Genomic DNA, 15778 nt, shown 5'->3' on the forward strand with positions numbered 1-15778 from the left:
TATTTTGATAAATATCACAAAAAATCCCAAAGAAATAAAGCGAGCTAAACGCTCGCTTTATTTATGCCGCATTTTTTAAAGTTTTGTTCTCACTAAAATATCGGTTGTAAACAGAACCTAAGGAGGCTGTACTTGCGAAACGATCATAGTTAAATGTTGCTTGAGCCTCTTCGGCAGAGGCGGAAAGCTTGTTGGTACCATTTACATAAATCGTCACTACCCCCTCCTTCAGTCCTGAAAGATCTAAATCAGTTGTCCATGAGTCTGAAAGCACGGTAGCCATGCCTGTGGCTTCTGTACCATCAGCGTCGACTGCTTTAATATCTATGAACTCACCATCTTCAAACCGTTCACTGCTACCACTTACTGTCACGCTTTCCACTCCAGTAACATCGTTGATAACGTCTAGGTGTATTGTCGGTGTAATTGGCATGGAGTAAGCCGTGTTCTGACTACCGGTATTCCCTGATAAGTCTTGGTAGTCACGAACAAGCAACGCCACATTGAGCTCTGACGTGCTTGGTACCACCACATCACCAGTCCAAACACTTGGGTCCGCGGTTGCCACTAAGGAGGTGATCGTCGTGCCACCTAACTCCGCTGCGGCGGATTGCAGATCTTTATCGAATTCCAGCGTCACCGTCACGCTTTGGCCGATGGCTTGGTGCTCAGGCGTAAACGTCACGTTAGTCAGCGTTGGCAGAGACTGCGCCAGTGTAAAGCTCTGGCTTTCACTCACTTCAATGCCCGCTGAGTTCGTCCCCGTCACCATCACGGTATAAGTGCCATTGGTTTGGTGACTCATATCAATCGCGTCACTGGTCCAAGTGCCACCGGCTTGTACTGTCGCAATGCCGCTTTTTAGTACCGTCGCGCTGCCTTGGGCTTTCACGTCAAGACGCAAGGACTGACCATCAAAACGTGTTGACGTACCTTCGAATTGTAGCGTGGCGGCATGCGTTTCATCCACATTGCCCACTGGCGTGATGGCTAAGGTCGGCGTGATCGGCATGGAGTAAACCGTGTTCTGGCTACCGGTGTTTCCTGATAAGTCTTGGTAGTCACGAACTAGTAACGCCACATTCAGCTCTGACGAGTCTGGTACCACTACATCACCAGTCCAAACACTTGGGTCCGCGGTTGCCACTAACGAGGTGATCGTCGTGCCACCTAACTCCGCTGCGGCGGATTGCAGATCTTTATCGAATTCTAGCGTTACCGTCACGCTTTGGCCGATGGCTTGGTGCTCAGGCGTAAACGTCACGTTAGTCAGCGTTGGCAGAGACTGCGCCAGTGTAAAGCTCTGGCTTTCACTCACTTCAATGCCCGCTGAGTTCGTCCCCGTCACCATCACAGTATAAGTGCCATTGGTTTGGTGACTCATATCCATTGCGTCACTGACCCAAGTGCCACCAGCTTGTACCGTTGCACTGCTGCTTTTTAGTACCGTCGCGCTGCCTTGGGCTTTCACTTCAAGACGCAGGGACTGGCCGTCAAAACGTGTCGACGTGCCTTCGAATTGTAGCGTGGCGGCAAGCGTTTCATCCACACTGCCCACCGGCGTGATGGCTAAGGTCGGCGTGATCGGCATGGAGTAAGCCGTGCTCTGGCTACCGGTATTCCCTGATAAGTCTTGGTAGTCACGAACAAGCAACGCCACATTGAGCTCCGACGTACTTGGTACCACCACATCACCAGTCCAAACGCTTGGGTCCGCGGTTGCCACTAATGAGGTGATCGTCGTGCCACCTAACTCCGCCGCGGCGGACTGCAGATCTTTATCGAATTCCAGCGTTACCGTCACGCTTTGGCCGATGGCTTGGTGCTCAGGCGTAAACGTCACGTTAGTCAGCGTTGGCAGAGATTGCGCCAGTGTAAAGCTCTGACTTTCACTCACTTCAATGCCCGCTGAGTTCGTCCCCGTCACCATCACGATGTAAGTGCCATTGGTTTGATGACTCATATCAATCGCGTCACTGGTCCAAGTGCCACCGGCTTGTACCGTTGCGCTGCTGCTTTTCAATACCGTCGCGCCGCCTTGGGCTTTCACTTCAAGACGCAGGGACTGACCATCAAAACGTGTCGACGTACCTTCAAATTGTAGCGTGGCGGCATGCGCTTCATCCACATTACCCACTGGCGTAATAGCTAAAGTTGGCGTGATCGGCATGGAGTAAGCCGTGTTCTGGCTACCGGTATTCCCTGAGAAGTCTTGGTAGTCACGAACAAGCAACGTCACATTCAGCTCTGACGTGCTTGGTACCACCACATCACCAGTCCAAACACTTGGGTCCGCGGTTGCCACTAATGAAGAGATCGTCGTGCCACCTAACTCCGCTGCGGCGGATTGCAGATCTTTATCGAATTCCAGCGTCACCGTCACGCTTTGGCCGATGGCTTGGTGCTCAGGCGTAAACGTCACGTTAGTCAGTGTTGGCAGAGATTGCGCCAGTGTAAAGCTCTGACTTTCACTCACTTCAATGCCCGCTGAGTTCGTCCCCGTCACCATCACGATGTAAGTGCCATTGGTTTGATGACTCATATCAATCGCGTCACTGGTCCAAGTGCCACCGGCTTGTACCGTTGCGCTGCTGCTTTTCAATACCGTCGCGCCGCCTTGGGCTTTCACTTCAAGACGCAGGGACTGGCCATCAAAACGTGTCGACGTACCTTCGAATTGTAGCTTGGTGGCATGCGTTTCATCCACATTGCCCACTGGCGTAATAGCTAAGGTTGGCGTGATCGGCAATTCGTGAGCGGTGTTATCCTCACCTATGTTGCCAGTCAAATCTTTAAACTGACTAACAACCAAGTCGACACTTAACAGCGCGGTGCTCGGAACTTGTACATCACCAACCCAGACCTTTTTATCTACCGTTGCTGATAGAGAACTAATGCGATTGCCGCCAAGCGTAGCGGTCGCCTCTTGGAGCTCTTTATCAAACTCAAGCGAGACACTCACGCTTTGCCCCACGCTCTGATGCTCAGGGTTAAATGTCACATTGGTCAGTTTTGGTAAGGTTCCTTCAACCGCGATATTTAAACTGCTTCCTTTTCCAGGAATGGTGTTGGTACTTTGGTAGCTATCATCCTCTACCTGTATTGTTATGTTTTTATCTTGCTTTTCTGGACTGATGTAATTAACCGTCCACGTAACGTTGTCTGACGTGGACCACGTATCTTGCTTTAACGTTCCTGTTGCGCCGTTATCACTAGCGACAAGGTGGACATCTGAGATATCAAAGTTAGTAACTTCTTCTGTAAAGTTAAACGTAAGTGTAATCTCTTCACCTCCAAAAAGAGGGGCGCTTGAAGCAGTAGATATACTTAGCCCGGGAACGGTTGCAGCTTCCACATGTGCGTCAATAGAGCTCTCGTTCTTATTATCCACTTTGTCTGTTGCTGCCACCGTGATCGTATGCTCGCCTTTCGGTAACAAATAGCTTATAACATAAGGCCCCGCTTCAGTTGTCGGCTCAGTAATCGCTTGAGGAGCCACAGTGCTGCCACCACTCACCGCTTTTGACGTGACGAGATTTAAATTTTTATCTGTAATGTATGCACTAATTTCTAGTTGATACTTATCGTTTGTCGGCACCTTAGAGATTTGATTAGCACTTAAGCCAGAAATACTTGGAGCGTCATAATCAACAATAGACTCGATCACTTGTCCATCATAACTTTTGCCTAGTAATTCAAAGCTTGTATTCTCTCTTCCAACTGAGTCCGTCACCGTCACCTTAAGGGTATATGCCCCTTGGTTATCGACGGCAAAGTTCATCATTCCATTACCACTAGAAGAGATAACATCACCTGAGTAACGCAAGGAATCACCGAGGCTTGGAATAAGCTCCACAGAATATTGTGAAGCTTTCACTCTTTCTCCTTCCACCGTAGATACCGTAAACGGCTGGCTCGCCTTGGTTAAAAACAGTTTGCCACCCTGCAAACTCGTAATTCCATCGAAATCAACTGTGACTTTAGGAACACTAATATCAATGACTTTTCTGATATCAGAATACAGTCCGACGCTATCTGTCGCTTTGATATCAACCGTGATTGAACCACGCCCCTCTAACTGAGATTTCGGTAGTTCAAAGTACGTAGATGAACCGTTCCCATCCTCTACTCTTTCTTCTTGATGGCTTGGGTTTAAAACCGAATAGTTTACTGTTGCCAGGCTGCTACCAGTGTCCGTTATGTCGAAACGAAAACGAACATTATCAGGATTTGTTGGCGATTCGGTTACGATAATCTCATCGCCAACACTTGGAGGTGTGTTGTCAACTTTAATATCAACGGTCGCTTCACCGACTCTCGACCACACATCCGTTGCGGTAATCGTTGTCCTGATCGTTTTTCCATCCGCATCGCTAGGAAGTTCACTTGTAAATGTTGAACACTTGTAGGTTGGGTCATCTGCACACACCTCTAATTGTGCAAACTTCTCCGGATTATCTTTATAGTTGTAGGATTCCGTTCCAAACCTGGCCATCACATTGTCTAGTCTAGAGTTTTCATACAGCTTAATTCTGAATTTGGCGACAAGCTGCTGACCATTAATGGTTGTGTTTCCGACCGGATCAGTAATTTCGACGACTACCGAACCTTTAGGTAATTCAAGCAGTAGATCGTGCTCTGGCGTCAAGTTTCCTGCTAAATCAGATAAGTTCTTGATTTTGTATTCTTGAGTTGTACTCAGGCCATCAATAATATCGGCATACGATTCAGAATACGTACACTTGATATTTCCAACACCTTTGGCACAAGTCGTTGGTGTATAAGCTTTGTTGCCAAGATTACGAACCAACTTTGGATATTCATCTGAACTTTCGGTATTCACGCCTGATAAAGCATCATTAAAAGAGAGCTCAAATGTGAGCATCTTCTTCTTCAAAGCTTCATCAAACCAAACATCACTTCCTTTAAAACTGTATGAGTTACCATCTACGACTGTCGGTGCATCAATATCCACCATCGAGAAATTGAACTTGTTGATCGTTTCACGCCCATTTGTACCCAAGGTTTTAGTGATCAAAGTAACAGGTGCTTTGGTCATGTTTTGCCCAACATTGACACTACAACTGTAAGGTTCTTGCGATACGTTGATAACACCAGAAGTTGGTTGCTCATTAGTTGGTGGCGCATCTAGAGAGTTGTATTCTTCACGAACCCAACACTCTAACGTTTTGGCTTTGACCGCACTCAATGTAGTAAAGGTGACATCAAGAACACCATCAGATAAGTAATTTTGGAAGTCCAGCGGGCTTTCAACTGTTAGAACCACGCCTTCACGCTGTACGCTAAAGGTTTGGTTTACTTTTCCAACCTTTCGGTCTTTTTCATCAAGGTAACGAACTTTGTTATAAACCTTGATATCAAGTTCATAATTACCATCTTTGGCAATTTGTGTAGAAAGCAACGTTGCCGTCCAAGTGCCATCTGCAGTTTCTGAGAACGTAAAGTTAGTCCCGTTTTGCTCTCCAGAGAATCTATACGTTGAGTCAATTCGATCAACGCCACTATCATCAACAATATCAAGCGTAAGTACGATATTCCCATCTTGATAGATGGTGTTGTTTGTAATTGGCGTTCCATCCGTGTAACTCATCGCCAGCGTCACCTGCGGGATTGAGTTGTATACTTTGACGGTAAAATCTTGCTCATCACTGGTTAAGGTTGTGTTGCCACGAACATCAGACCCTTTTAAACGAATCTTGTGTGTACCCGAACCTAAATCACCAAGACTCACTTTGAGATCTTCATTGATTTTTTTACCTGGAGAGCCAGGTAATGGCTCCAGATCGCTAAACGTCCAATACTCTAGGCTTTCTCGATTGACACCATTAATTGAAACATCACCGTTTGCATTTAGGTCTAGCGCCGTTAGGTCAAAGACATAGTTACCTAAGTAGTAGTCATTCGCATTGAAACCACTTAATCCTAATGTTGGTCCATCACGATCAAGAATAACCTTGTGCGTGTTAGAACTAGACTCAAAACCATAAATATCGGTTGCTTTTACATACAATGACGTTGTTTTTTCATCTTCAGAAATGTCTATTTTATCTGTGTCACTCTTGATAAGAGACATGACAAACTCTTTAGATGAATCCGTTGGCACAATTGTCTTAATTGGCGAATCTTTACCACTTTGATACAGCGAGACTTGCTCAAGGTCTGAATCGTCTATTACGGATTTAAATCGCACATTGAACTCACGCCCTATGACATAGTTCTCTTTAGACAATGTGTCTTCAACCCAAGGCGTATTTAGGATGATTTCAGGGCCTTTGTTATCGACTTGGAAGGTGAATTTCCCTGTTGTGCTGACATTGGCAGGGTAAGCGTTGTCCGTCGCAGTGACGTAAAATTCATTCCATTCATCGTAATCAAATGCTTTTGAAACCAGTTGGACTTTGACGTCAGGCTGTTCACCAACTAGGTATGGTACGTCACACGCCTCTGTTAGAGGGTCACAGCTTTCTAATGTCAGAGCCTGACCAGATCCGCGGCGCAGATCTATTTTTACGTTATTGCCAGAGCTTAACGTCCCCCAATCAATGACAGGTGTCCATTGGTTATTACCGCCTAAACGGCTTTGAACCTGCTCGCTTTTTACAATAGGAGCTTCAGAGTCGATACGAATATTGAATCTCGGAGCGGTGCTAGTTAACTCTGAAACGGAGTTACCTAAGTTGTCCTCTGCTGCGGCAACAACTAACCAATCTCCATCACCAGGATAAATCGTAGAGCCTTGATTTGAACAAATCTCGCCCGTACATAGTTTGACTTTAAACGCGTCTTTTGAGTTAGTTGCAAAGTTTTCTGGTGTGTATGTTACTTTTTCACCGGTTTGCTGGTAGAAAACAAGGCCCCTCGAGGCAAGCTTATCACCAACAATATCCTCAACCTTGAAGGTTAATTCATGAGTATTGTTCGCATTTAAATAAATACCGTTTTCTACAGGTTTACCATCGACATCATTCGGTGGAAGATAACTGGCCTTAGGGAAATCGTTATCAATAAACACCGATTCTATAAACGGAGATTTACCATTATAACCATACGCATTGCCATGTGGGTCCATAGCACTGGTCTCCACGGCAAACTCTATAATGTCTTTTAGTTCACTAGACTGGGAGTTGAGGGTGAAGAAGTACTCTTTTCGATAAGCATTGCTGCTGCCTGAGTTTTCTACGATGTTGATGTCCAGTGGTATTTCAATATTTGGCTCATTAGCTTGATACCACATCGTGCTAAACTTCGGGCCGTAAGCGTCGGTTCCTACAATACCAGAAGGATCGTCTAGGACAATTTTAGAAACAACCTCGCCAGCGATATAAAGCCTATTACCAACCATCGTCTCTCTACCGCTTTCAATGGTTAATTTTGGCTGCGGAGGCAAGGTATCGATACTGCTACCCTCTGTATCAAAAATGTTCTTACCATTTAAGTCAGGATTAGCCATCGAAATATCATCAGCATAGAGCTGCGCGATATTGGTCTCAATACCGTATTTGCTCGCCATGATTTCATAATACGATTGCGCCAGGTCTTTTCGGTAAGTTTCAGCGCCAAACGTGTAAGAATCGAGCGTAACTTGACTTCCTCCTGCCCCTATACCATTTGCTTTTCCATCGTAGCTAAAATCATCGTAAATAGCAGATGCAAAATCTAATGAGTTATTTCTTGGCATTCTCTCGGCAATACTATCAATTGCTTCAACAAGGAATCGGTGTAGATAGTCATTTGATGGCTTGTCTGGAATCGCTTTAGTTGTAAGCATTTCATTGGTTGCATAAGACACAACCGTTGGGTCAAACCCAAAGAATGAGTTGTTATTCGTACCTGATAACGCGTAGCGCACCTCATCAAGAATTTGAATCGCACGTTCTGAAGTTTTCTCTCCCGCTGTCACTTGATCCCACTGGAAATCAAACAAACCAGTCTGATATGTCGATAGTTCAGTAATATAGTAAGTTTGAGAACCTTTGAGCTTAAAATACACACCAATATTGGCCTTGTTTAAGTCAACCGTTACTTTCTTGGTCCCTGGATCTCTTTTCCATTGGTAATAGTATGGCTCACTGCCTTCGATACCAATTAAACGAACACGCATGAAATCATAATTCACTACGTCAGTTGTGGTTTCACAGCTCGCTACGTCAAGAGCCATGGACTGGTCACTTTCCAGTTGCTGGATAGTGGTACAACTTGCAAGTGAAGTGAATTCACCACTTGGGCTCAACCCTTCAAGTTGAGCTCGCGCACCAATAAATGGTGTCACCACTTTTATGGTTGGTAGGTCAAAGCTACTTCTAAAATATACTTCTCTTGGAGTGCTTTCGTTATCAGACTCATCGATGGTTTGAATGACTAACTTTTGACTACTGTTTTCTGATACCGATTTAAAGCTGTCACCCAAAATATCTCTTACAAATGGAATGTAATAAATGACATCCTCAACTCGCCCATTGCTATCTAACAGCGTTTCGTGCGGAATTTTTGCGATGTAATCGTCATCGGATGCCGTTGTATCAATAACTTGCTGAAGTGAGTAGTTGTTATCGTTGTTTTGGCTTACGTAGTACTTGACGACGAGCTTAAGCTTATTAGCGTTGGAGCCTAAAACCGTATCGGTATTTACGTCTGATACTTTCACACGAACATAAGGGATTTTATTCTCTTTCAATAAATTAGCGTTGAAGTTACTAAAATCTATCCCTTTTAATGAGCTCTGAATCCCTAAACTTGCATACGCATAGTCAATCTTCAGGAAATCGCGGCTTGCTTGAACATTGTCTGGGGTGTACGTATCTTGAGAGTAGATACCATCGTAAGTGGTTCGTTCACCATCTAACCCCACATTTACGTACGTCATTGACGTACCTTCAGGATAGGTTATCGTCTGTGCTGGCGCTTGATCGTCACGACTTACTGCATGCTGCGCAGAGCCCGTATTGCCTTTGCTATCCCTCGCTCGAACCTCAAAGACCGTCGTAGATAGGAATTCATCAGTTGGGTAAGCCTTACTAAACTCACAAGCATTTCCAGACTCTACAGTGACAGGAGAACATGTGACGCCCTCATGTAAGCCATCTTTAAATGAAATACTGACCGAACTAATCTCTTGCGAGCTTTCTTTTACAACCCCTTTCAGAACGTATTCTTTAAGTTGGTTATTAATTGCACTCGCCGATGTAATATCGATAACAGGCGCATCGTTATCCCACTCAAAGTTGATATGAAGACCCGAATGGCTGCCTGGAATTAACTCATTACCCAGTACATCCGCTGTATATAAGACTAACCGTGCTGCTGTTACGTTTGAGAGCCCAGTGGCAGGGTTTATATCTACACTATCGATCTCTTTGGTATTAATGTTAACTTTAACGTTGGTCTCTCGAAGGCCAACTTCAAAATCATCAAATTCAACCGAACAGAATGTGCTTCCAAAATCTTGTATGTCGTTACATTGAAATTCACCAGACCAAGAGCCATTAATCTGATACTGAATAAAGGCGGATACGTCTTCTACACCGATATCATCAACAATTTTTAGGTCAACTTTATCGGTGCCTGCAAGTACATCACGGTCAATGCGTGTCACGATAGGCGCTGTGGTATCAATCTCCGTCCCATCTCGCGGTGGAATGACGCCATCTGTACTGCCATATGTACCTAAGTCATTAAGCTTCTTACTAAAGTCGACATAGTCGGCAGCATCAGTACCTGAAATATTGATACTTGGGTCGTTTACCACGATCAAAACGTGCTGAGATAAGTCACGTGTGTAAACGTCGCTGTTTATCTTTTTCTGTCCAAAGCTGAGGGGAGTCACTGCTCCTGAAGTCTTGCTCACTTCAAGACCATCAAGAACACCATCTGCAATAACATCCCGATATTGGATGTCAGCGAAGTGCATCGAAGTGTAGACGTTATCGCTGTTGCCGTATTTTTTTATAAGATCGTAAGAGTAAGACGAGTATGCTGTTAATAAAGCACCGTATTGATGCCCAGTACTAGCAAAACTGCTTTGCCCACCTTTGGTAATATCAATAGGTTTGGTCTCATTTACGTCAAAACCATACATGCTATTGATACTATCCAAAGCGGTTGAAAAGGCACTCTCATCTGTGGCCCCCTGAGAAATTTTGTACTTTGCCAAGCCTGCTGCCAAGTTCGACAGCGGAGTAAGCATTAACTTTTGCTCACTCCCCTCTTTAAAGTTCACAACACCTTCAAATTTAAGTGTCTTCGCATTACTCACAGATACCGTTTCATTTGTAAACGGATCGGTATAACTCCCCTCTTTTGCAACAACAAAAAGAGGCATTGACGAAGATTCAAACTCTAGCAGATAGTTTCCGAAGGCATCAGACGTTGTGTTAGCCAACTTCCGACCTAAGTTTCCATTTTTGAACTCGAAAACCTCAATCTTGGCGCCATTGACTGGGGCGTCAAACACCATACCGGAAATGCTTCCTTTGCTTCTAGCTGGAGGTGTGTTGTCTCCTCCATCACCACCACCACATGCACTCAATAAAAGAGATGTAAGCGTAAGACCTAATGTTAATTTCAGCGTATTTTTAGCGAACATAGTAATTTGGCAAAATATATTTTCCCGAGATTATATTATTGAAAAATATTTTCTCAACGTGACATTAACACCAACAAAATAGGCATAAACACCAAGCCAACCGTCACTTTGACTGAATTATTAAAATTATTCTCACATCCTATAATTATTAACTTAGTTAAAACAGAGGAATTACTCATGCTTTAATGCTAGTTTTTATTTAAAATATTATACTCTACGCACAACTGTCAGTATTGATAAATCAACAAAACTAATGACTATTTTAATAATAAAAAGGAGTGTGCAAGCTCCTACCGTAGCCCTTATCACTACTGCGTTAATCATATTGATTAGCGTATCGCTTTCTCACTACTTCCTCACTCCTGTGGATAGACTACCTACCATCAAGCCTTTAGAATTCGAAAGTAAGAATGTGCAGCCACCAATTAATAAGAATACTCGTAGGCAAAAAATCACTATCGGTGTTGTTGAATACTCTTTTGTCGCTTCATTATTAAAATCAGGAGTGAGTCAAAAAGAGATCAACTTGCTATTAGCACTTATCAAAAGCAAGTTTAATATTATTGACTCTATTAAAAGAGGTGATAACTTTATCTTAAGAACTAAATTAAATAGTAAAAATGAAACTTACATTAGTTCTTTTTACTATTTAGGCAGTAAAACTGATTTATTTATTATCAATGATGGTCACGGTAACGTATTTGATGAGCATGGTGTATCGATAAATAATCAGTTCATGTTTTCTTCACCCTTTGATAAAAACTACAGAGTGAGCTCTGACTATGACTTAAAGCGAACACATCCAGTGACCAATATAACGACTCCGCACTTAGGCACTGATTATGCCACACCTGTAGGTACACCGATTCGTAGTATTGCTGATGGCATCGTTTTAAAGTCCCGCTACAACCGTTTTGCCGGCAACTACATTAATATCCGCCACACAAATGGCTCTGTATCACGCTACCTACACTTATCTCAGCGCAACGTCCATGTTGGTGAGAAGATCAGCCGAGGACAAGTGATAGGGAAAACGGGTAACACAGGAAGAACAACAGGGCCGCATTTACATCTTGAACTGCACATCAATGGTGTTCCGGTTGATTACGAGCGATACATTCAAAGGCACCCAAACACTGACGTAAATATAGAAATGCTGATTGCAGCGAGAAAAGAAAAAGCAGAGTTAACAGCGGAATGGCAACGGTATGAGCAGTCAAATAGGTAACAACAGCCACTTCGATTCGCTCTTTCTTCATTTATCTGAAGCGAGTCCTCGTAACCTTCTGAGCGCTTCGTAGTCTGTCGCCACTAACCAATTTCAGGATCATTAAGAGCCGCTACATGCGGCTCTTAATGATTCTAATCTTTATTTACATACCCATGAATTGATACTTTGTGACATCACGTTTCAAACTCAGAAATTCAACAATAAACGTTATTACATAAAAGAAACTCATAACTAGTATTACTAAGTAGTCACAGAAAAAATCAATTGGTAACTACGAGACAATAAAAATGAAACGGCTTACTAGTATACTAGTAGTCGAACACATCTAGTAGATCGAGATCGAATTCGACACCACGCAGGTCATGTTCATTACACAAGTTCTTTAGCTTATCATCGCAATACAGCAAGTTACACCCTTGCATCAACGACTTAAAAACATACTTATCTGCAACGCTCAACTCGATGAACTTAAGCGACGTCAAGCCAACCGGATGCTCATCAATATATTCGTGTTTCGTATTTTCCTGGTCTTCTTCTCCAAAGCTCATGACATTGAAAACCTGAAACTTCTCACCATCAATCACTATAGGTAAAAACTCACCATCTGTTTCAATGTATGGTTTAAGCACTTCAGCCGCTCGCAGCGTCAGTACTAAACACGTTCCCCAAACAGATATGTCAGGGGTTTTTACCGATGTCTTGTAGTGAGCCGTAAATTGAACACTCTCTTCTACCCAAACATCAGACAAGCCCTCTGCTCTTACTGGCTCATTGAAAAGCCTATTCAACAGATCATCATCGCCCGCATCTATGGCCCTCTGATACGGATCATGCTCAAGAACTTTAAAGTAACGATTGAGGTTTCTTACCTGATATATACTCATTAAGCTAGTTTCCAAACTGGTTCTTTCTTCACAAGAATTTGAAGATAATGACAAATATTATCTTCATGATACTTAATTCTAGTCCCAAAAACGCGTTTACAGTTTCAAATTTCGACTAATATTCCAACCTATCTCTAAAAACCGTTGCATGTATACACGAATACATCGCCGCTAAGAAAACTGAGACAAAAAGAGCGCTACTTACGGCTCATAATGATTCGAACCTCCTATCGAAACAACCATAAAGTGATATCTACGATTTCTTTCACTTCAATAGCTTACTCAAAAAGCAACCATTTGTTGATATCACTTAAAGGAACCATAAGTTGATATTTTTGTGAACCCGACAGTTTACTAAAAAACCATAGGTAAGAAAGTTACCTTCAGTATTACTGTACAACCACTTCATGTAAAGATTTCTCTGCGGGAAAAGGAATATAGCTAACCCAGCCGTATTGATATTTAGCTTCACTTGCTTCTGCACCGACCAATAGGTTTCTCAGTATTTATCCGTTGGACGTCAGACGCAAAGCTGGAGGCCAATCTAACTATCAGCCAGCATGCGAACAATTACTTGAGACTCAGGATCTTTAAGAATATGCGCTTGGGATAACGCCAGTTCTTTAAGTACGTTCAACCCGACCTCGACTAAATATTGGTAAGAGATACCAACCATGATATACATACGACGTTTGTTGCTATGACTAAAATTACAAACAGTTGAGCTCCAAATAACACTGTTCTAACTAGAAATGTAAAGGCCATCTGCCGTCTAAAACACGGGAGTGAATAAACCAATATCAACCAAGCTACCTGAGCAGCTTCCGAATTCAACAAACCCACCTTTTTTGTTCGGCTTCAGAAATAAAATCATGATACCTGCGGCAGTGTTGCTCAGGGTGCCTTTCAGAGCTAAACCAATCGCTAAACCCGCTGCACCCACTAAAGCTATCAAACTGGCAACATCTACAAGTGCGACTAAACAAACCGCATAAGAAGCCACTTGAGACAGCGAGCGATAATTTCATCTCCACCACTGACTTTGTCTGTCTTTTTGAATATCCCGAGGTTGACGAGCTTGGATACCACATAAGCCAAGATAAAATTGTCAAGAGCGTATTTTGCAAGATCAGCACAACGAGTGCCTAACGCGTATCATAAAAAACCGTAATGTGTTCCATCTTACTGCGTGACTCAATAAGTTCACTGTTCAATATTTATGTATTAAAGCGCTCCATAGATTAGAGAACTGTTGTATCCCAAATAACACACCAACAGAACAACGCCTTCACTGCGAGAAATCGTCTGTGATTTGCCAAAACGAGCGGCGGTCAACCGCAGTAATCCCGTGACAAAAAGCATCGATGTCCAGTCACGCCAGAAGACTTCAGCACCAATATTGGCAATAGGTGCAATGGTGCCCGCAATACCGATGACTGCTAAGGAGTTAAACATATTTGAGCCTACCACATTACCCACAGCTATATCATGCTCGCCTTTACGAGCCGCCACTATAGATGCCGCTAATTCGGGTAATGACGTTCCTAAAGCCACAATAGTTAGGCCAATCAATAAATCGCTGACACCGAGTTGTTGTGCGATTTCCACAGCTCCCCACACCAAAATGCGCGAGCTGATAATCAGTAACACTAACCCTGTAAACAGCCAGAAAATGGAAGACTTCTGTGACATACGTTGGCTAGACAGTTCGTAGCTCTAAGTAGTCTCCCTTTGAGCGTAGTGCGCTCCAGATTGACCAACCAATCAAAAGCATGAATCCACCAATCAAAGTCCAGGCTTCTAACGTGCTGATATGGTGATTCCATAGCATTGCACCAACGTCAAGCGTAATGACTAAAAGTATGGAAAAAGTCCCTTACGAGAGTATTCAGTATCAATGGATCAGAACAAATTCATTGCACCGTAAACACTAAACTCAATTTGAACTGGTAATACCACGTGTTTCGAATCAATCTTAAATACTTTGTTAAATAGCTAGGCGAAACCTATAAACCTATATCTCGATTCATTTTCTCTCCTCTGCCAAATTTATTTGATTCTGTTTTAGCTAACTCTTCATATTCTTCACATCGGTAGTCCAGACGAGTGCTTTTAGAACCAAACGGGTCTTTGTTTCGTAATTCGGTCAGAGCACCAAACAGCCTGAAGTTGAGCAATTCTCATACTGCACACTGAGTTTCAGACATACCAAACCCTGTAAGTTTGTTCAACTCTTTAATCATGGCGTAAGTTTCATCAACCTGAACATTGTAGTTTCTCAGGCTTAACCGCTCAACTAACAACTTCTTCACTCGATACATTGCTGTCTCTGATAGTGAGCGTTTATGGTAGCCGTATCGTTTTTTTCCACTTACACTTGGATACGTATGACATCGTGACAATCCCCTGTGTCATAAGCGCCATCACCTAATATCGCTATGATTTTACGACTTGTTTGCTTGAGCAAGTAAGGGAGGACTTCTGCATAGGTAACATTAGATAAAATCAGTTCTGCCGCAACGATTTCGTAAGTGCTGGTATCGATAGCTCAATGCCATTTTCTCCAGACTCTACACTTCCCGCCAGTTACATGCTTCTTGACCTTCCGTTTACCTTCACCATAGACCTTGAGACCTGCCGCATCGAGGGCTAGATGATATATTACACCTCTAGTCTTTGGTTTAAATAAAACCTCGACTTGCTTAGCTCTTCGACTGATACAACTGTAATGTGGACAGGCTATAGGGACGTTAGCCAATGAAAAAAACAGAATCGATAAACCCTTGCAATGTTCTCAACGGTATTGAGAAAACTCGTTTCACTATAAGCACAGTGATAATGGCTAAGCCGCTGATCTAAAAAGGTTTACCACGTTTACCTTGCTTATTCTGCTTCCACTTGCGAATGGCTTCTTCATCAATCCAGAAAGTGAGAGAACCACGGTTGATTAGAGATGTCATCCATGGCCAAACTGGTTTCAAGATCGTACTACTCTGAGGTAGTGCTCGATAGTCCAAATTGGAGCCAGTTTACCGACTTAGTCGACCAAATATATAGTAA

General features: G+C 43.2%; 5 protein-coding genes and 2 pseudogenes. 1 reads left to right on the forward strand and 6 read right to left on the reverse strand.

What is annotated here, in order from left to right; all coding sequences use genetic code 11:
* Positions 1–61 precede the first annotated feature (61 nt).
* Complete coding sequence (locus R7044_RS01535) at positions 62–10603, reverse strand: tandem large repeat (protein WP_225455309.1); 10542 nt, start codon at positions 10601–10603, stop codon at positions 62–64.
* Positions 10604–10856: 253 nt separating this feature from the next.
* On the opposite strand from R7044_RS01535, the gene R7044_RS01540 reads away from it, so the two are divergent.
* The gene (locus R7044_RS01540) at positions 10857–11831 is read left to right on the forward strand and encodes a M23 family metallopeptidase (RefSeq protein WP_053349235.1); all 975 of its coding nucleotides are present in this window, start codon (positions 10857–10859) and stop codon (positions 11829–11831) included.
* 311 nt (positions 11832–12142) lie between these two features.
* Here the strand turns inward: R7044_RS01540 and R7044_RS01545 are convergent, their stop codons facing one another.
* From R7044_RS01545 to R7044_RS01560, 5 genes and pseudogenes are all read right to left on the reverse strand, one after another.
* Positions 12143–12718: a hypothetical protein gene (locus R7044_RS01545; RefSeq protein ID WP_033906398.1), complete on the reverse strand. Its 576-nt coding sequence runs from the start codon at positions 12716–12718 to the stop codon at positions 12143–12145.
* Between the two features lie 544 nt (positions 12719–13262).
* Complete coding sequence (locus tag R7044_RS28590) at positions 13263–13403, reverse strand: hypothetical protein (RefSeq protein ID WP_372061284.1); 141 nt, start codon at positions 13401–13403, stop codon at positions 13263–13265.
* Between the two features lie 87 nt (positions 13404–13490).
* Positions 13491–13721: a mechanosensitive ion channel domain-containing protein gene (locus R7044_RS28595; protein WP_373924676.1), complete on the reverse strand. Its 231-nt coding sequence runs from the start codon at positions 13719–13721 to the stop codon at positions 13491–13493.
* A gap of 221 nt (positions 13722–13942) precedes the next feature.
* Positions 13943–14582, reverse strand: a pseudogene (locus R7044_RS01555) (sodium:calcium antiporter); the annotation flags it as partial.
* A 316-nt stretch (positions 14583–14898) separates the two neighbouring features.
* Positions 14899–15678, reverse strand: a pseudogene (locus R7044_RS01560) (IS5 family transposase).
* Positions 15679–15778: the final 100 nt, after the last annotated feature.

This window comes from Vibrio sp. 1402 (assembly GCF_033340275.1).